The organism is Flavobacterium sp. (assembly GCF_036515215.1).
GTDB lineage: Bacteria > Bacteroidota > Bacteroidia > Flavobacteriales > Flavobacteriaceae > Flavobacterium.
Map to the genome: position 1 here is coordinate 17921 of NZ_DATBVQ010000169.1, position 20753 is coordinate 38673.

13 protein-coding genes are annotated in these 20753 nt (G+C 39.1%); 7 read left to right on the plus strand and 6 right to left on the minus strand.

What is annotated here, in order from left to right; all coding sequences use genetic code 11:
- Positions 1-261: 261 nt before the first annotated feature.
- From pyrR to VIH09_RS11460, 7 genes are all read left to right on the plus strand, one after another.
- Positions 262-801: a bifunctional pyr operon transcriptional regulator/uracil phosphoribosyltransferase PyrR gene (gene pyrR, locus VIH09_RS11430; RefSeq protein WP_331581059.1), complete on the plus strand. Its 540-nt coding sequence runs from the start codon at positions 262-264 to the stop codon at positions 799-801.
- Positions 802-853: 52 nt separating this feature from the next.
- Positions 854-1780 (plus strand): aspartate carbamoyltransferase catalytic subunit, encoded by a 927-nt coding sequence (locus tag VIH09_RS11435; protein ID WP_331581061.1) that lies wholly within the window; start codon positions 854-856, stop codon positions 1778-1780.
- Between the two features lie 53 nt (positions 1781-1833).
- Entirely contained in the window at positions 1834-2166 is a 333-nt protein-coding gene (locus VIH09_RS11440) for a ribonuclease Z (protein ID WP_331581063.1), read from the plus strand.
- Positions 2167-2225: 59 nt separating this feature from the next.
- Positions 2226-3131 (plus strand): ribonuclease Z, encoded by a 906-nt coding sequence (locus VIH09_RS11445; protein WP_331581065.1) that lies wholly within the window; start codon positions 2226-2228, stop codon positions 3129-3131.
- 33 nt (positions 3132-3164) lie between these two features.
- Positions 3165-3809 (plus strand): pyridoxamine 5'-phosphate oxidase, encoded by a 645-nt coding sequence (gene pdxH / locus VIH09_RS11450; RefSeq protein ID WP_331581067.1) that lies wholly within the window; start codon positions 3165-3167, stop codon positions 3807-3809.
- Positions 3810-4157: 348 nt separating this feature from the next.
- Entirely contained in the window at positions 4158-4757 is a 600-nt protein-coding gene (locus tag VIH09_RS11455; RefSeq protein WP_331581069.1) for a CAP domain-containing protein, read from the plus strand.
- A 308-nt stretch (positions 4758-5065) separates the two neighbouring features.
- Positions 5066-5569 (plus strand): CAP domain-containing protein, encoded by a 504-nt coding sequence (locus VIH09_RS11460; protein WP_331581071.1) that lies wholly within the window; start codon positions 5066-5068, stop codon positions 5567-5569.
- 85 nt (positions 5570-5654) lie between these two features.
- Here VIH09_RS11460 and VIH09_RS11465 read toward each other — a convergent pair whose 3' ends face one another.
- From VIH09_RS11465 to VIH09_RS11490, 6 genes are all read right to left on the minus strand, one after another.
- Positions 5655-6317 carry a hypothetical protein gene (locus VIH09_RS11465; RefSeq protein WP_331581073.1) on the minus strand — a complete coding sequence of 221 codons (663 nt, stop codon included), beginning with the start codon at positions 6315-6317 and terminating at the stop codon, positions 5655-5657.
- Between the two features lie 163 nt (positions 6318-6480).
- A complete protein-coding gene (locus VIH09_RS11470) occupies positions 6481-8418 on the minus strand; it encodes an OmpA family protein (protein ID WP_331581075.1) in 1938 nt (645 codons plus the stop codon).
- Between the two features lie 11 nt (positions 8419-8429).
- The gene (locus VIH09_RS11475; protein ID WP_331581077.1) at positions 8430-9338 is read right to left on the minus strand and encodes a type IX secretion system membrane protein PorP/SprF; all 909 of its coding nucleotides are present in this window, start codon (positions 9336-9338) and stop codon (positions 8430-8432) included.
- A 158-nt stretch (positions 9339-9496) separates the two neighbouring features.
- Positions 9497-17641, minus strand: a complete 8145-nt coding sequence (locus VIH09_RS11480) for a DUF7507 domain-containing protein (RefSeq protein ID WP_331581079.1) — start codon at positions 17639-17641, stop codon at positions 9497-9499.
- A 717-nt stretch (positions 17642-18358) separates the two neighbouring features.
- Entirely contained in the window at positions 18359-20296 is a 1938-nt protein-coding gene (locus VIH09_RS11485) for an OmpA family protein (RefSeq protein WP_331581081.1), read from the minus strand.
- Between the two features lie 11 nt (positions 20297-20307).
- Positions 20308-20753, minus strand: a 446-nt coding sequence (locus VIH09_RS11490; RefSeq protein WP_331581083.1) for a type IX secretion system membrane protein PorP/SprF, incomplete at its 5' end; no start/stop codon positions are given.

Below are 20753 nucleotides of genomic sequence, written 5' to 3' on the forward strand. Positions count from 1 at the left end.
TTAAAGTTATTTAATACTAAAGGTACAAAATTAGTATATCGGCTATTTATATAATTTTTACAGTTTCTTATAAAATTATTAGCTATTTTCTGTAATAAAAAAAGTGAGCCCAATAAAAAATAACGAGGATTATTGGAATTTTATTATTTAAAAGCGCCTAGTTTTCCAGATCAAGTAATAATTGAAACTATATTCTACTCCCAATTAATCAATCCTAAATTGGAATTTGTATATTTGCCTAACCAAACACAATACTTTACTATGACTCAAAAAGTTTTGCTCAATTCCAAAGAAGTCAATATCATTCTACATCGTTTGGCTTGTCAGCTGATTGAAAAACACCTTGATTTTAAAGATACCATTTTGGTCGGGATTCAGCCAAGAGGCACATTTCTTGCCGAGCGACTCAAAGAATTATTGGAAAAGGAATACAATACTCCTGAAATTAAACTGGGTTATTTGGACATCACTTTCTTTAGAGACGATTTTCGCAGAACCGATAAACCTTTGGAAGCAAATAAGACCAAAATCAATTTTATTGTCGAAAATAAGAAGGTTATTTTTATCGATGATGTTTTGTTTACGGGCAGAAGCATCCGATCAGCTTTGACCGCCATCCAATCTTTTGGAAGACCGTCAGAAATTGAGTTACTTGTTTTGATAGACAGGCGTTTTAGTCGTAATTTACCAATACAACCAGATTATAGGGGGAGACAGGTGGATGCAATAAATAATGAAAAAGTAAAGGTAAACTGGAAAGAAAATGATGGTGAGGATATCGTGTACCTAGTTACCAATTAGCTGACCTAATTGAAGAAGAGAACCTCATAAAAACAATAATAATCGTAAAGGAATGAAAGAATTAAGCGTAAATCATTTATTAGGTATAAAATATATTAACAATAGTGATATTGACCTTATTTTTGAAACAGCCGATCATTTTAAAGAAGTCATCAATCGTCCTATTAAGAAAGTGCCTTCCTTGCGAGATATGACCATTGCCAACATTTTTTTTGAAAACAGTACCCGCACAAAACTTTCATTTGAACTGGCCCAGAAAAGATTGTCTGCAGATGTCATCAGTTTTTCCGCAGCCCAATCTTCCGTTAAAAAAGGCGAAACACTTATTGACACCGTAAACAACATACTTTCTATGAAAGTGGATATGGTGGTAATGCGTCACTCTAATCCTGGAGCCGCTTATTTTTTATCGAAAAATGTAAAAGCGAGCATAATAAACGCTGGGGACGGTGCGCACGAACATCCCACCCAGGCTTTACTTGATAGTTATTCGATCAGGGAAAAGCTGGGCGAAGTGGCAGGAAAAAAAGTGGTTATAGTTGGGGATATTTTGCACTCCAGAGTGGCATTGTCCAACATATATGCATTGCAAATGCAAGGAGCCCAAGTTAAAGTTTGCGGACCAAAAACGCTGATCCCAAAGCATATCGAATCACTTGGAGTAACAGTTGAGCCAAACCTTAGGAAAGCACTAGAATGGTGTGATGTAGCTAATATGCTTAGAGTTCAAAACGAACGAATGGACGTCAATTTTTTCCCTTCAACAAGAGAATACGCACAGCAATATGGTCTAGATAAAACGTTGTTGGATTCCCTAAACAAAGAAATTGTCATCATGCACCCAGGCCCCATAAATAGGGGGGTAGAGATAACCTCTGAAGTTGCGGACTCGAATCAATCCGTAATTCTGAACCAAGTTGAAAACGGGGTTGCAATCAGAATGGCAGTAATTTATCTTTTAGCGTCAAAAATTCAGTAATTTCAGAAATCTTCACTAACTTAGTTATATAGTAATTTTGAAAATAAAACTCAATGAAAGTAGATCAAAAAGAACACACGATTACAATAAAAGACACTCAAGGCGATTTCACTTCTTTCTTGATGAAAGTGACGCACCAATATAAGACATTCGAAAAGCATAATATAATTATTGATCTTTCGTATCACAAGGATTTGACAGTAAATGACATAAAATTGTTTTTGCCGCTATCTAAACAACATAAAAACGCAAAGAAATCATTTGTAATTGTGATCTCTGACATTGACTTTAATGCAGTTCCAGACACCCTTACCGTTGTCCCTTCCTTGCTGGAAGCAAATGACATTATTGAAATGGAAGAGATTGAAAGGGATTTGGGTTTTTAAAAAAGACGTTAATTCTATACACGAGAATCTGGTCGAGCCTTTAATCGAAACTCATAAATTTGAAACTAACTATATTAGGTTGCTATGCAGCAACTCCACGCACATTTACCAATCCAACTTCGCAAATTTTAGAAATTAAAAACAGACTTTTTCTTATCGATTGTGGGGAAGGAACCCAGGTGCAGCTTCGCAAAAATAAAATCAGGTTTTCTAAAATAAATCATATTTTCATTTCTCATTTGCATGGGGATCATTTTTTTGGACTCGTGGGCTTGGTATCCACTTTTACCTTACTCAATCGAGCAACCGATTTGCACATTTATGGACCCAAAGGAATCAAAGAAATAATCATGTTGCAATTGCGACTGTCCAATTCTTGGACCAATTACGGTCTGCATTTCCACGAATTGGAATCAAATGAAAGTGAAGTGATTTATGAAGATGAGAAAGTTACGATAAAAACAATCCCTCTGAAGCACCGTATATATACCAATGGATTTTTGTTTCAGGAGAGGATGGATAAAAGGAAACTGAATGTCGATGCTGTCCAAAGTTTCGAAATCGATAAATGTTACTATCAAAATATAAAAAACGGAAAAGACATTCTCTTAGAGGATGGAAGGATTGTAGAAAACCATTTGTTGACATTTGACCCGATCCCTCCAATAAGTTATGCCTTTTGTTCTGATACCGCTTATGACGAAAGTATAGTTCCTTTACTAAAAGATGTAGACATCTTATATCACGAAGCGACTTTCTTGCAGTCCGAAGAAAATTTGGCTAAAAAAACCATGCATTGCACAGCCAAAGAGGCGGCAACCATTGCCTTGAAGGCTAATGTTAAACAATTAGTTCTAGGACATTACTCCACTCGGTATGAAAACATAAAATTATTTAAAGATGAAGCCCAAACGATTTTTTCCGAAGTGCTACTGGCAGATGACGGAAAAAGTTTCGAGTTTTGATTTTTAAAATTCAAACAACTAAAAAATAAAAAAATGAATGATCTGAGTAATTATAGAAAATCCTATGAAAAGAGTGAGTTGTTAGAATCAAACATTCCGGAAGATCCTATAAACTTATTTAACAGATGGTTTCATGAAACAGAAGAATTTGGTGGGAGCGACGAAGTTAATGCCATGACTGTTGCAACAATTGGACTGGATGGATTCCCTAAGTCTAGAGTCGTTTTGCTGAAAAAATTTACGGAGGAAGGCTTCATTTTTTATACCAATTATAATTCGGAAAAAGGGAAAGCCATAGCCGCGAACCCTAATATATGTCTCTCTTTTTTTTGGCATTCAATGGAACGTCAAGTCATCATAAAAGGCATTGCCAAAAAAACGACCGAAGTCAGCTCCGACAATTATTTTGACTCAAGACCCGAGGGAAGTAAATTAGGAGCCATAGTCTCAAACCAAAGCGAAGTGGTTCCTTCTCGCGCTTATCTGGAAGAAAATCTAAAGCAATTGGAAAAAGATTATGACAGCATGGTTATCCCGAGACCAAAACATTGGGGCGGTTACTTGGTTGTGCCAATAGAGGTTGAATTTTGGCAAGGGAGACCGAATCGTTTGCATGATAGAATCCGATACACAAGCAAGGAAGATTTTTCATGGAAAATAGAAAGATTATCCCCGTAGATGTTACAATATATTATACTACTAAATTAAGTAGTTCAGATTTAATTTTTAGAACAACGGACCATATCGTCAAGATATGGTCTTTTTTTTGAAAACATATTTTGTAAATAAAATAAATGCCGCATGGCAGGGAAGCTGGTATGCGATCCACAGGTGCATACTTTGTAATACAAAATCCGTCTCGACTTATGTAAGAAAACCACTTTCGCTGCAGTTAAATTTATGCAAATTGTCAATTATAGTTAGTTGTTTATGGCCGAAAAATGTAGTTTCGGATTTTAAGAAAGCACATTATTTTCAATGTTTTTCGAGCTAAACTATTTGATAAATAAATTACTACTAAATTTTATGAAATTAAAGTCACTCCTTGCATTATTGCTAGTATCGGTAATAAGTACAATGTATTCCTGTACAGCCGATCCTGACGAAGCACCTTTAGAATCTGTAACCCCAACGCCGATCCCCGCGACGCCAACCCCAACATCGACTCCAACGGTAACACAAACGACGGTACCAACACCAACGACTACACCGTCAGCATCGGCAACTCCTGACTTATACAGTTATACTTATAGCTCATCCGAAATTCAACTAATAGATTTAATAAATTCCTATCGAGTAAGTATTGGCTTGAATTCTTTATTGAGAAGTAATTACATATCATCTCTAGCGGAAGCGCACAACGATTATATGATCACCACGAATACACTTAGCCACGATAATTTTAATGTAAGGTCTCAAAACATAATGAATACCTTAGGAGCTGTAGCGGTAGGGGAGAATGTTGCTTACAATAGCAGTAACGCTCAAGCCGCTTTTGATTCTTGGTTGACCAGTTCGGGGCACAGAGCTAATATCGAAGGCTCTTACACCCATTTCGGAATCTCTGTTCGAATAAATTCGGTTACCGGTAGAATATATTATACTAATATTTTCGCTAAAATCTAGAGGTTTTTAGAATTTTTTCGAAACTTCATCTCTAATTCGGTCCCTTTTTAGGCCATAAATGTTTGGAATGGGAGACCTAAACTCCTGGAAGATACATTCGTTATAAACTTGAGAAGATTTTTCTTGGAAAATCTAAAAACTATTCGCATAACGTAAGAAAAATATTAATATTAAAAACAAAAGATGTAGTTCGTCGATTATTTTTGGTAGTTTAACGGAAATATAAGTATGTTTGAAAAGAATTAGAACGCATACATTACCTAAAGGAGTTTGCCCCACAATCTACTTTAAACTTAAACTACTAAATTATGAAAACATTTTTACTTCGTGCAGTATTGCTTTTAGCGGTTATATTCACAATGAATTCTTGTTCTTCTGATTCTTCTGAAGCTTCTTCAGCGGAAGCAAAATTAGAAGTGGTAGTAAATTACACGTACAATGCAAATGAATTGGAGACGATGAAGTTGATAAATGATTATAGAGCAAGTATTGGCTTAAATACTTTAAAAACGATAAACCATATTTCATTCAAGTCAGAAGAGCATGACAACTATATGATTACAAATAATGTAGTGAACCACGATGATTTTGTGGCTCGTTCTGAAAATATAATAAAAGTTTTGGGAGCCAAGACGGTAGGGGAAAATATAGCGTATAACTACAGCTCACCGCAAGCAGCTGTTACCGCCTGGTTAAACAGTCCGGGGCATAAACAAAATATAGAAGGTGATTTTACTGATTTTGGACTTGCAATTAGAGAAAACCCTACGACAGGCAAAAAATATTACACCAACATTTTTGCAAAAATATAATTTATTTTTTTTTAAATTAGAGGCTGTTTTCCCCAAATTGCAGCCTCTTTTTTTTTACTGAAGGTTTTAAAAAAAGTGTCTACATTCACTCACCTTCATCATTTCCGGATAACTGATTGAATTTCTCCAACATTTCGTTGGCTTTTTCATTTTCACCAATGGCTTTTAATGAGTGCGAATATCGGTAATAATATTCGGGTTCTAAATCGAGAGCCATTTCCAATAACTCCCCATACCATCTGGCTGCCTTGTCCAGTTCGTCGTTAAAATAGAAGGCATTTCCCAATTTCTTGAATATGTCAATTGATTTGTATCCCTTCTCCGCTACTCGTTCGTAAGTTTTTATCATAATTATGGAAGCATATCGAGCTTGTTTCTTCAATGAATCTGTTGGTTTCAAATCGGAAGGTTTAAAGTTGGGCTTCTTCAAATCTGTTATTGTTTCTTTTAGGTGCCCCATAACTTGTTCTGCTTCCGTAAACTTCGGGGTTATGACTCGCGTGTTGTTTGGTCCTAAATCGTTTGTGTTAATTAAACTTGAGTCAGATACATTGTAAGTCGTAGTGTAGCCTCCAAAATTCATCTTAATATTTTCTTCAATATGGTATGACTTTAAAGTTCTTACAGCTTGCGGTTTTTGCATAGTTTTTGTTTTCTTGTCTGCTGAGGAATTTTTCTCTTTTTGCGCAAAAGAGTCAACGGAAAAAACACTTATTATGAGTATGCAAATGATTGTATTATTTTTCATAGGAATTATTTTTAGAAGAATCTTTAAGTTGCCATTTTAGAAATAAATATAAATTTGCAAGGTTTTTTGATTTAGAATTAAATATAATAACCCCATAAGATTTTACTTCTGGGGTTACATTTATTACAATTTATGTTAGCTTTTTTTACAAATTAATCTATTCCTATAATTCAGTTATTAGGAACTCACTACGTCTATTTAGCTGATGTTCTTCTTCAGTGCAATCCACAGCGTCTGAGCATTTGTTTATGAGTTCATTTTCACCGTATCCCTTGCCGATCAGTCGGTTTTTATCGACGCCATTTTTGATTAACCAGCTAATGGTCGATTTCGCTCTTCTATTTGATAATGCCTCGTTGTATTTGAATGATCCGCGGCTATCGGTGTGCGAACGTATATCGAGTTTCATTTTTGGGTATTGGTTCAGCACGTCCAATATTTTTTCTAAATCTAATGCCGCTTCCAATCGTATGTCAGATTTGTCAAAATCAAAGTAAATCATTTTAATTCCGAAACATTTCCCTAAATCATCACCTACAGCTACCTTGCATTCCTCTTTTTCCAACTCTATCGGCAAACTCGTTTTTCCGTTTTCCTTGGCAATGGTTACTTTTTGCTCCTTCGTGGTGTACTCCAGTTTTTGGGCTCTAACATGGTAGGTTTCTCCACATTCTACTGCGAATGAATACTTTCCTTTTACATCAGAGTTGACAGTGCCGATAAGAGTGAACCGCGAATCGAACAGACTGATTTTGGAATCCGGGAGTATTTCTTTTGTAGCCATATCTGTTACTTCACCATATAATTCTTGCTCACAGGTAAGTTTACGGAGTTCCAGAAATTTGTAAATGTCATCGTACCCTTGTCCGCCAACCCTATTGGAGCTAAAGAAACCTTTTCTTGATTTTGTGTCTATCCAATAGCCGAAATCATCCATCGGCGAATTGGCATCCATCCCTACATTTTGTACTTTGTTAAAAGTGCCATCGGGATTTATTTTTACTACGAAAATGTCAAGTCCCCCGAGTCCGGGATGCCCATCTGATGCGAAATAAATCTCATTTTCATCATTGACGAACGGAAACGTTTCTCTCCCTTCTGTATTGATGGCATTTCCAAGATTTTCGGGAGTTCCAAAAGTCCCGTCCTCGTTAATTTGCACTTTATACAAATCTGACTGCCCTAGCGTCCCCGGCATATCGGAAGCGAAAAACAGAGTTTTTTCATCAGGACTTAGGGCGGGATGCGCTGTGCTGTAATTGTCACTGTCGAAAGGAAGTTCGGTCACGTTAGTCCAGTTGTCGTTTTCCAGGGTGGATTTGTAAATTTTTACCAATGTAATGTCATTTTCGTTCATTCCTTTTTTACCGTCCAGATAGTTGTTTCTGGTAAAATACATTGTTTTGCCATCTTTTGTGAAGGCGGGAGTGGATTCATTAAATTTAGTATTTACACTTTTGTCAAACTTCTTGGGTTTCCCCGGAATCATTTCGTCTTCGAGTTCTGCCACGTATAAGTTAGTGAAAGGTTGATTAGTCCAGGAATGAATGCGATGTCCTAAGCTTCCGGTATCCCTCGCCGAGGCAAAAACGAGTTTGTTTAAATAAATAGCCGTCCCGTAATCAGAATATGCCGAATTGATTCCCGCATCCTCAACCTGATACCTCCCAGAATTTTCCTTGATGGCCTCAAGATAGTTGACGTCTTTTTCAAATAGTCGTGCGCGATTATCATTTCCCGAGGATTGATAGAATTTTTTCATCAGATCGTTGGCTTTGTCATTTTCCCCAATGGAACGCAACGACTGTGCATACCGGTAGTAATATTCGGGTTCTAAATCGGTAGTCAAGGCAAATAATTCGCCATACCATTTAGCGGCATCTTCCAGTTTGGCATTGAAATAGTACGCATTGCCCAGTTTCTTAAACATGTCTGCGGATTTGTATCCTTTTTCGGCAACCCTTTCGTAGGTTTTTATCGCATCTACATAGGCATAGTTGGCATATTTTTTGTCGGCTGCAGCGACGCTGGCTTTTTGCGAATAAATGTTAAATGAAAAAACACTTATTATAGTTATGTAAAAGAGTATATTATTTTTCATAATAATTGTTTTTAGAAGAATCTTTGGGTTGTCATTTTTTTATTTTTTTTGAAAAGTTCATAACGCAAGAAGATTTCGTGCGAACCGGAGTTGTAATTGTCCAGATTCGTTGTTTCAAGGTCATACCCATAACCTAAATAAAAGGCTTGCGAAACTTGGAATCCAACCATTGCACTTACCGCCGCGCTCCATCTGTAGGCTAGACCGACGACAAGTTTTTCTTCAAACATAAAGTTCCCGGAAACGTCGACCTGCAATGGGGCACCTTTGACCATTTTTGTGAGCATGGCCGGTTTGAATTTTATGGAATTGCTTAAATCAAAAATATACCCTGCGATTAAATAGAAGTTGGGTCTTTCCTTGAAAATGGCCACTTCATTGTCATCGTAGCGATTGGATTCCATAAAATTGGGAACCGACAAGCCAACGTATGCCTTATCGGAATGAAGGTAAACCCCGGCACCAATATTTGGGGAGAATTTATTGTGGTAATCATGCAAACTGGGGTCATCGTCTACAGGATTTAATCTGGAGACGTCTAAATCGAATAAATTGGCAGTTGCCTTGATTCCAAAAGAGAGTTTGACCGTTTCTGATGTCGGTACGGTATAAGACAGATCTGCCGAAATGGTGTTCTCATGAATTGGTCCTATTTTATCATTTATTATGGATACCCCCAATCCCAAATGATTAGAATTTAACGGAGTGTTTACCGATACTGCATTTGTAACGGGTGCCCCATCCAAGCCAACCCATTGCGTGCGATGCAGGGCAAAAATACTTAGAGCGCCTCTGGAACCCGCGTAAGCAGGATTAATATTGATTGTGTTGTACATGTATTGGGTAAATTGAGCATCTTGCTGTGCAAAACTTACGATGGTTGTAAACATCAAAACGAAAGAGAATATTTTTGTTTTCATAATAGATATTTATTAGGTAAATTATCATTCAAATCATACATGCGAAAAATGTAGTTTTGATAATTGTGATTACTGATTTGCGTTAAAAAATAATAGTTTTATTATATGGTTTTTAAACTGCCTGAAGGCGTATTGACACTTCAGGCAGCTATTACCATTTATCGGGTCAGATACAGATATCCATCTTTTCTATTATTAATTAAACTTCCGGTACCATCAATAGAAGAATAATTCAAAATGTAAAAATAAGTTCCGGTAGGTAAGCCAGAGGACTGGCTTACGGTCGTTCTACCATTTGAAATTCCATCGAAACGATTACTTTCATTATTATAATCGGTAGTTTCGAATACGAGTACTCCCCAACGGTTATAAATTTCTACCGAATTGTTTGGATAACACAATACGTCTTCAAGACTCTCGATAACAAATGTTTCATTTATTCCGTCACCGTTGGGCGAGAATGCATTATGAACTATTACATTTTGACAACCTAAAACAATTGAGGCTTCCACTACAGCTCTATCATCGGCATGTATTGGAGTTTCGTTTGGCGTAAACCCGTCGGCTTTTGCAATGTTTGTCACACTGCCATTTTCCCTGTCACTTTGTACTATAGTATAGTTTTCAGTAAATTCTTGTGTGCCACCAGGCGCCAAAGATTGGATTATAGTACTCAAGCCGGTTAGCTCATCTGAAACAGTTATTTGGTAAAGAGTAATATTTCCGGTATTCCTTACTGAAATAGTGTAATTAAGAATGTCTCCTACGGAACTATAATTTTCGTTATTGGCCGTTTTAATAACCTCTAAACTCGGATTTTGGATAAGAGGCGTTACGGTTGCCTCATTATTTTCAACTGTAGTTCCCGAAATATCGGTAATGTCATTTCCCAATGGATCTTTTCCGGTTGCCAATGCAGAGTTGGTTACCAGACCATTGTCTATATCGGTCTGGGTGATGGTATAAATTCCGGTTACCGAATTATTTGTTGCTCCGGGAGCCAAAGAAATAATTGGATTTCCGGCTATTATAAACCCAACTAAAGGATCAGTTATAATGATATTTGTTATTAACACATTACCGATATTTGTTACCGTAAAAGTATAGTTTATCGTTTCGCCTACCTGAGGATAACCATCATTGTTGGTATCGCTAAAAGTCCCCGTTTTCACTAAAGCAATAGCAGGAGTTTGAGAAAGAGGCGTCAAGGTAGGAGTATCGTTATCTGTTTCAGTTCCGGAAATATCGGTCACATCATTTCCTTTTGGGTCTTTTGCAATCACCAAAGCAGAATTGCTAACTGAACCGGCGTCAATATCAGATTGGGTCACAGAATAAACTCCCGTTATAGAATTATTGGTTGCTCCAGGTTCTAGGGTGGAAATTGGGTTGCCATTCAATGTCAAACCAATTAATGGGTCAGTTACTATGACATTTGTTAAAGTAACATTACTCGGATTGGAAACAATGAAAGTGTAGTTTATTGTCTCACCTATCTGAGCATAACCATCATTGTTAATGTCATTGAAAACTCCAGTTTTTACCAGAACAATGCTAGGTGTTTGCGTTAATGTTGTGATCGTGCAATCAGGACATTGTTCGTTGATAGGACAAGTGATACAAGGAGTAGGGTCGGTTGAAGTACTGCTTACGTCCAAGCCATCAGGAGGCGTTCCGATTACAGTTGACAAGTTGTAAACTATCCCTGCGTCAATATCCTGTTGAGTTATGGCATGAACTGCCGTAAAAGTACTACTATCAGAAGCAGCTACCTCAAAAAGGGCTAATGGTCCGCCAGAAACCACCGCATTATTATCAGTAACCGTTACATCGCTGAGAGTCACATTACCGGTATTGGTCACCGTAAAATTATAAATAACATTATCTCCGATGTTTGTAATTCCATCCCCATTGGTATCCTGATAGATTCCGTCTTTAGTAATAGAAATAGCAGCCGAAGTACAAATAGGGATCACATTCGGTTCATTATCGGTTGTTGAATTGCCGGAAAGGTCACTCACTAATGTTGCATCCGGAGCAATAGCATCAACGGAAGCTTGATTGGTAATGCTTCCATTATCAATATCGTTTTGAGTTAGGGTATAAGTTGCTTTATAAATCCAAGTTTCTGTAACCTCTAATGTACTGTTATCATTGGCATCACCACTTTGCAGGGCGACAGCGGATAAGCCGGCAAGGGGGTCAAGCAGCGTTATTTCCTGTAAGCTCACGTTACCGACATTAGTCACGTTGAAAGTATAGGTTACGCGATCGCCTACCGCAAGAGCCGCACATCCATCCGGTCCTACTGTACTGTCATTCATTTTCACGATTGCAATACCGGCTGTAGTGCATATGCGGATTACATTCGGTTCATCATCAGCTGCCGTAGTTCCGGATAGGTCGCTTACTGCAGCATTATCGGGCGCAATGCCATTAACTGAGGCTTGATTTGTAACGTTTCCAGCATCAATATCAGCTTGGCTTACGGAATAAGTCGCTTTATAAATCCAATCTTCTGTAACCTCCAATATGCCGTTATTGTTAACGTCACCACTTTGTAGGGTAATGGCTGATAAGCCGGCAAGAGGGTCAACAACAGCTACGTCATGTATACTAACATTACCGGGATTAGTCACGCCGAATGTATAGGTTACGACGTCGCCCACGGCAAGATTGGCACATCCATTTGGTCCAGCCTCGCTGTCATTGATTTTCACAATAGCGATTGCAGGGGTGGAGCATATACGAATCACGGTCGGTTCATCATCATCTGCCGTAGCGCCTGATAGGTCGGTTACTGCCGCATTATTTGGCGCAACACCATTAACCGAGGCTTGATTTGTAATATTACCCGAATCAATATCAGTTTGTGATACGGAATAAGTTGCTTTGTAAATCCAAGATTCTGTAACCTCCAATATATGGTTATCATTACTATCCCCACTTTGTAAGACAACTGCAGACAAGCCACTTAGGGGATCAGTCAAAACCACACTATCGATACTAACATTACCGGGATTAGTCACGCTAAAGGTATAGGTTACGACATCGCCCACGGCAAGAGTGCCACATCCATTTTGTCCAACTGCAATGTTACTGGTTTTCACGATAGCAATAGCAGGAGTGGCACAAATAGGGATAACATTAGGGTCATCATCAGTTGCTGAATTGCCGGATAAGTCGGTTACCTCAGCATTATCTGGCGCAATACCGTGAACTGTGGCTTGATTTGTAATGTTACCCGCGTCAATATCAACTTGGGTTACGGAATAAGAAGCTGTATATAACCAAGTTTCTGTAACCTCTAATATATGGTTATCATTAACATCGCCACTTTGCATGGCTATAGCGGACAATCCAATTAGAGGATCAGCCACTGACACATTATGGATGCTAACATTACCGGGATTAGTCACGCTAAATGTGTAGGTTACCGCATCGCCCAGGGTAAGATTGGCACATCCATTTGTTCCAACAATAATATTATTGGTTTTCACGATAGCGATAGCAGGAGCGGCACAAATTGGGATAACATTCGGTTCATCATCAGTTGTTGAATTACCGGACAAATCCGTTACTGAAGTATTGTCGGGCGCAACACCGATAACTGTGGCTTGATTTGTAATATTACCCGAATCAATATCAGCTTGAGTAACGAAATAAGTCGCTTTATAGATCCAAGTTTCAGTACTTTCTAATGTATTGTTACTATTGGCATCGCCACTTTGTAAGGCAATGGCCGACAAGCCGCTATTTGGATCCACAACCGTGACGTTGTTCAGACTTTCATTACCAAGATTAGTAACGGTGAAGGTATAGGTTACCATGTCATCTTTGGCAAGAGTGGCGCATCCATTCGGTTCGACCAAAATGTCATTGGATTTCACTAGGGCGATTAAACATGTTTTTATTGTTAGTGTAACTGGAGTACGAGTTAAACTTACACATGAGGTAGCATTGTTAACGGCCTCTGCATAAAACGTTACTGTATCAACAGAGCTTAATGTCGGTTCATGATCAATTTTAACTCCTCCGGTTGCAGTTTCAAACCAGTCAATGTGCTGACCATCCGGAACTGTTGCCATGGCTGTTAAAGTTTGTAAGGACTGGTTTTTACACTCTGTTATATTACCCCCAGAAATTGGAGCAGTTGGAAGCGCATTATTTCTAATCACCACTTCGTCGAAAGAACTACAAGTTCCATTAGTTTCAGTCCATCGTAGTGTAATATTCACATCTGCGGGTACCGAAGTTACAGCAGTGGTTGCAAAGGTTGGAGAAGTAATTACGGCGGAACCGGATTCTCCCACAAAAGTCCAAGACCCACTACCTACGGTAGGCACGGCAGCCATCATAAAGTTGTTGGTATTACATTTCGTTTGGTCCGGACCGGCAGCAGCTACGGATTGGGCATTATTTCTAATAACCACATCATCGAAAGAGCTACAAGTTCCATTGGTTTCGGTCCAACGCAGCGTGACATTCATATCTGTGGGCACTGAAGTTACGGTAGTGGTTGCGGAGGTTGGAGAAGTGATAATGGCAGTGCCAAATGCTCCCACAAAAGCCCAAGTCCCAGCACCTAAGGTCGGCACAGCAGCCATCGTAAAGCTGCTGATATTACATGTAACTAGGTCTGCACCGGCGGCGGCGATTGGTTGCGCATTATTTCTAATGACAACATCATCGGAAGAACTGCAAGTACCATTGTTTTCGGTCCAACGCATCGTGATATTCATATCTGTCGGCACGGAAGTTACGGTAGTGTTTGCGGAGGCTGGAGAAGTTATTACGGCAGTGCCATATGCGCCCACAAAGCCCCAAGACCCGCTTCCTACAGTAGGCACGGCAGCCATCGTAAAGTTGTTGATGTTACATGTCGTTTGGTCAGGACCGGCGACAGCGATTGGTTGTGCGTTGTTTCTAATGACCGCATCATCGAAAGAGCTACAGGTTCCATTAGTTTCGGACCAACGCAGCGTGATATTGATATCTGTCGGCACCGAAGTTACGGTAGTGTTTGCGGAGGCTGGAGAAGTTATTACGGCAGTGCCATATTCGCCCACAAATATCCAAGACCCATTACCTACAGTAGGTACGGCAGCCATCGTAAAGTTGTTGGTATTACATGTCGTTTGGTCAGAACCTGCGGCAGCCACGGATTGGGCATTATTTCTAATAACCACATCATCGAAAGAGCTGCAAGTTCCATTGGTTTCGGTCCAACGCAGCGTGATATTCATGTTTGTCGGCACTGAAGTTACGGTAGTGGTTGCGGAGGTTGGAGAAGTGATAATGGCAGTGCCAAATGCTCCCACAAAAGCCCAAGTCCCAGAACCTACTGTAGGCACGGCAGCCAAAGTAAAGCTGCTGATATTACATGTCGTTTGGTCAGGTCCGGAGGCAGCTACGGATTGGGCATTATTTCTAATAACCACATCATCGGAAGAACTGCAAGTTCCATTGGTTTCGGTCCAACGCAGCGTGATATTCATATCTGTCGGAACCGAAATTACGGTAGTGTTTGCAGAAGCTGGATTTGTGATTACTGCGGAGCCAAATGCGCCCACAAAAGTCCAAGCCCCAATACCTGTAGTTGGAACGGCAGCCATCATAAAACTGTTGGTATTACATGTCGTTTGGTCAGGTCCGGCCGCCGCGATTGATTGGGCATTATTTCTAATGACAACATCATCGAAAGAGCTGCAAGTTCCATTGGTTTCGGTCCAGCGCAGTGTGATATCCATATCAGCAGGCACCGAAGTTACGGTGGTGTTTGCAGAGCTTAGAGAAGTTATTAAGGCGGTGCCATATGCGCCCACAAATGTCCATGACCCGCTACCTACGGTAGGTACGGCAGCCATCGTAAAGCTGTTGATATTACATTTAACTTGGTCAGGACCGGCGGCAGCGATTGGCTGCGCATTATTTCTAATGATAACATCATCTGAAGAACTACAAGTTCCGTTGGTTTCGGTCCAACGCAGCGTGATATTGATATCTGTCGGCACCGAAGTTACGGTAGTGTTTGCGGAGGCTGGAGAAGTTATTACGGCAGTGCCATATTCGCCCACAAAAGTCCAAGTCCCAGAACCTACTGTAGGCACGGCAGCCATCATAAAGCTGTTGGTATTACATGTCGTTTGGTCAGGTCCGGCGGCAGCTACGGATTGGGCATTATTTATAATAACCACATCATCGGAAGAACTGCAAGTGCCATTGTTTTCGGTCCAACGCAGCGTGATATTCATATCTGTCGGCACAGAAGTTACAGTAGTGTTTGGGGAGGTTGGAGAAGTGATAATGGCAGTGCCAAATGCTCCCACAAAAGCCCAAGTCCCAGAACCTACCGTAGGCACGGCAGCCAAAGTAAAGCTATTGATATTACATGTCGTTTGGTCAGGTCCGGCGGCAGCTACGGATTGGGCATTATTTCTAATAACCACATCATCGGAAGAACTGCAAGTGCCATTGGTTTCAGTCCAACGCAGTGTGACATCCATATCAGCAGGCACCGAAGTTACGGTGGTGATTGCAGAGGTAGGATCTGTGATCGCGGCAGCACCATATGCTCCCACAAATGTCCAAGACCCGCTACCTACGGTAGGAACGGCGGCCAAAGTAAAGCTGTTAACATTACATTTAACCTGGTCTGGACCCGCGGCGGCGATTGGTTGGGCATTATTTCTAATTATAATATCATCGGAAGAGCTACAGGTTCCATTTATTTCAGTCCAACGCAGCGTGATATTCATATCTGCCGGAACCGAAGTTACCGTGGTGTTTGCAGAGCTTGGAGATGCGATTACCGCAGTGCCAAATGCTCCCACAAAAGTCCAACTTCCGGTACCTGAAGTAGGCACGGCAGCCATCGTAAAGCTGTTGATATTACATTTGGTTTGGTCCGGTCCGGCTGCTGCAATGGACTGACTATCATTTTGTATTGTTAGTTCGTCAAAAACACTACAAATTCCGTTGGTAACAGTCCACTTTAAAGTTGCGGTGGTTCCTGCAACTAATCCCGTAACGGTGGTGGTGGGTGAACTAGGTGTAGTTATTGTTACTGCTCCGTTCACCAATGTCCAAGTTCCAACTCCAATTGATGGAGCGATTTGAGTCATGGTGAATGTACCCGAATTACATAAGGTTTGGTTAGGCTGATCGCTAACACTTACTGGTGCATCTATAGTTATCTCTGTTGTTACAGTTTTTGGGCACGCTCCTGTGTTAAACGAATAAGTTACAGTATAAGTCGCCGGTGTGCTGCTGGCTATATCTATCAAACCCGACTCATTTATAACCAAACCACTAGAGGACGCTGAAAAAGTTCCACCCTGCACGCCATTAATTAATAGTTGTTTAGAAGCACCATCCATTTTGCAATAAGCGCCTCCACCTATAATTTCCGCAGTTCCTAAAACTAATTTTACCGGATACGGACCGGCGAAATCATTTAACGATGCCTGCTCAGATGCAGCATTTTTTGTTTTGACCAATACAGAGCCAAATGCTGCCCCTGCGCAAGGATTTGCAACACTAAGAAAGGCACTTATGTTTATAGCCGCCTCGACAAACTGATATGGGGAATATAAGCTTGAGCCAAATGCTCTTCCGGTCATGGTTTCTGCCGGCAAAGCATTGGACATTCCAAAAGCATTAATGGCTGGATCGATGACCAATTCGTAATCAGCTCCGTTCCATCTGTAGAATTTAACGGTTGCAGTACTACCGCCACCGGTATATTCGACGGCAAGTAAAATGTCGTTGACTGTTCTTCCTCCTGCTAAATTGAAGCCGGCATTTACCATAGTTAATGGTTTTTGAAAAAATTCAAAATCGATGTAACTTGTACCTGTTGTCTCTAATCTATCACTTGCAATAATCAACCATTGATTATTACTTGAGTCCACTCCTAAATGAATCAAAACATTATCGATATCCCCTTTACCGACCGCTTTGCTGGTTGTCCAACTCCATTTGGTATTGGGATCATCATTGAATTTTCCAGAATTAAATGTATTGTCATCAGTTGTGTTAAATAAATCCGTAAACCTATAAGTTGTGGTTGTATTTACAGCAGTCCCATTTAGCTCGAACACATATTGACCGGCGCCTGCTGGGCCTTGTATCCAATCTCCTATGCCCGGAGTTGGAGAGTTTGCTTTGAGGTCACCATCAATATGGAAGCCGCCGGACGGAAATATCACCGGTGCCGTTTGAGCAATTATTGTTGAAAAACAAAGGAACCACATTAGGGAAAAGGCAAATAATTTTGTCGAATAAGTAATAGTTGATTTCATATTGATTTTTTTTAAATCGTTATAAAGTGAGGTGTTTTTTTTAAATTACTTCCGCTAGTCATTAATATTATCAATTCATTTTAAGTATGTTGAATCAATTAAATTTTCAAACCAGATACAATTCGGATATTATTCATTCGAATTTCCAGATTAAAAAATGCGCTTTGTGGCAAAGAATTTTTAAAAGGATTGCTACCTAATTTTAAAGTATTAACGGAATAGTGTCTACTATTTTAAAGTTCACTTTTTGAATTAATTTTAATTCAAAACTTCAAGTTCAAATGCATTTTCGCACTTATTTTTAACAAGAAAAATTCAATTTTTTGGGGTTCAAAAAGATTTTTTCGTTAGCCAACATTCATTTTTTTTTATCGTGAAAAAAAAATATGCTTTATCTACAACTAAAGTTAGAAATAATTGGCGATGTACTATAATATTCTCTGTAAATGACCTAATTACTCGTTGAAACGTGATTTTTACTGAATATTATTCAAAGACTAAATTTTCAGATTTTTATTTTTTAGGTTAATTTTAATAGTATAAGTAATTAAAAATCAATAGTTTGACTTTTTGTTTATAAGATATTTACTTCAATAAAAGGGGTTTGCGGCTGACGATAAATACATTTTTAGCAAGCGATTTATTACCTAAAATTTTAACAAAAAAAAACCTCCAAAGCTGGGGCTTTCGAGGTTCATTTGGATTGTTTTAAATGTGTTATAATGCAGTGATGATAAATTCACTGCGTCTGTTCATTTGATGTTGTTCTTCGGTGCAATTTACCCCATCGGTACATTGGTTCACCAATTGGTATTCGCCATATCCTTTTCCTGTTAATCTATCCGGACTCACCCCATTTTTGATTAACCAATTGATGGTGGACTTTGCTCTCCTATCAGACAAATCTTCATTGTATTTAAATGTTGCACGGCTATCGGTATGGGAGCGAATATCCAATTTCATAGTTGGATTTTGGCTAAGCACGTCCAATATCTTCTCTAAATCCAACGCGGCTTCTTTTCGAATGTTAGACTTGTCTAAGTCAAAGTAAATCATTTTTATGCCGAAACATTTACCTAGATCATCGCCTACAGCCACTTTACATTTCTCTTTTTCTAAAGCTATATTTAGGTTTGTTTTCCCGTTCGCATTATCAACGGTTATTTTTTCTTCTTTGGTAGTATATTCAGTTTTTTCTGCTCTTACGTTATAGGTTTTTCCACACTCTACTGCGAATGTGTAATCTCCGTTGCTATCTGACATAACCTCTCCCATGGGGGTGAAGTGGCTATCGAACAAACTGATTTTAGCTTCCGGAATAGCTTCATTTGTTGCTAATTCTGTGATTTTACCGTAAAGTACTTGTTCGCATTTCAACTTTCTAGTTTCTAAAAATTTATAGATGTCATCGAACCCTTGGCCTCCATCTCTATTAGAGGTAAAGAACCCTTTTCTTGATTTTGTGTCTATCCAATAAGCAAAGTCGTCTTTAGGCGAATTTACGTCGCTTCCCACATTTTGGACCGTGGCAAAAGTACCATCTTCATTTATTTTTGAAACAAAAATATCTAAACCTCCCAGACCCGGATGTCCATCAGAAGCAAAGTATATTTCATTTTCATCATTTACAAAAGGGAATGTTTCCCTTCCTTCGGTGTTGATCGTTTTTCCTAAATTCACAGGCTTTCCAAAAGTTCCATCTTCGTTAATTTGAACTTTAAACAAATCCGATTGACCCAAAGTCCCAGGCATGTCTGAAGCAAAATACAAGGTCTTCTCATCTGGGCTCAAGGCAGGATGGGCAGTACTATAATTGTCACTATCAAAAGGCAGTTCAGTTATCTTTGTCCATTGGTCGTTTTCTAGAATGGCTTTATAAATTTTTATTAAGGTGACGTTATTTTCGTTTTTCCCTTTTTTGCCTTCCAGATAATTATTTCTTGTGAAATACATGGTTTTCCCGTCTTTGGTGAAAGTAGGCGTAGCCTCATGAAACTTAGATTCCACCTTATTATCAAATTTGGAGACAACACCAGGGGTCAAATCCTGATCTAAATCGGCAACATACAAGTCAGTGAAATGTTGATTAGTCCAAGTATGTTTCCTTTGTCCTAAGCTTCCGGTATCTCTTGCAGATGCAAAAACAATTTTATTTAAAGTTACCGCCGTTCCATAATCGGAATATTGGGAGTTTATGCCTGCATTTTCAACCGTGTACCTACCGGAGTTGTTTTTTATGGCCTCCAGATAATTTACATTATTAAGAAAAAGATTCCCTCTGGAATCATCATCTGACAATTGGCTGAACTTTTTAAGAATTTCATTGGCTTTGTCATTTTCGCCGACTGCACGCAAAGACTGAGCATAACGGTAGTAATACACGGGCTCTATATCTGTGGTCATGGCGAATAATTCGCCATACCATTTTGCGGATTGCTCAAGTTGACCATTGAAGTAATAAGAATTACCCAGTTTTTGAAACATATCGGCCGATTTATATCCTTTTTCAGCCACTCTTTCGTAGGTCTTTATGGCATCTATATAGGAATAGCTCTCGTATTTTTTATCGGCCGAAGCAAGCTTGGCTTTTTGCGAATAACAGTTAAATGAAAAAACACTTACTATCGTCAGGTAAAGGAATATATAATTTTTCATGATAGTTACTTTTAGAAGAATCGGGGGGTTGTGATTTTTTTATTGTTTTTGAATAATTCGTAACGAAAGAAAATTTCGTGCGATCCGGAATTATAATTATCTAGATTTGTTGTTTCAAGATCATAGCCGTAACCAAGGTACATTCCATCCGTTATTTGAAATCCCGCCATTGCACTCATAGCTGCGCTCCATCTATAAGCCGCTCCAATCATAAATTTATTATTGAAGAGAAAATTTCCAGAAACGTCAACTTGAAGGGGGGCTCCACCTACCATTTTGGTAAGTACCGCCGGTTTAAATTTGATTGAGCTATTTAAATCAAATACGTAACCTGCAATTAAATAATAGTTCCTTTTTTCCTTAAAAATTTTAACGTCATTATCGTCGTAACGGTTTGTCTCAAGAAAGTTCGGTACAGAGACACCAACATACGCTTTGTCGGAATGCAAATAAAGTC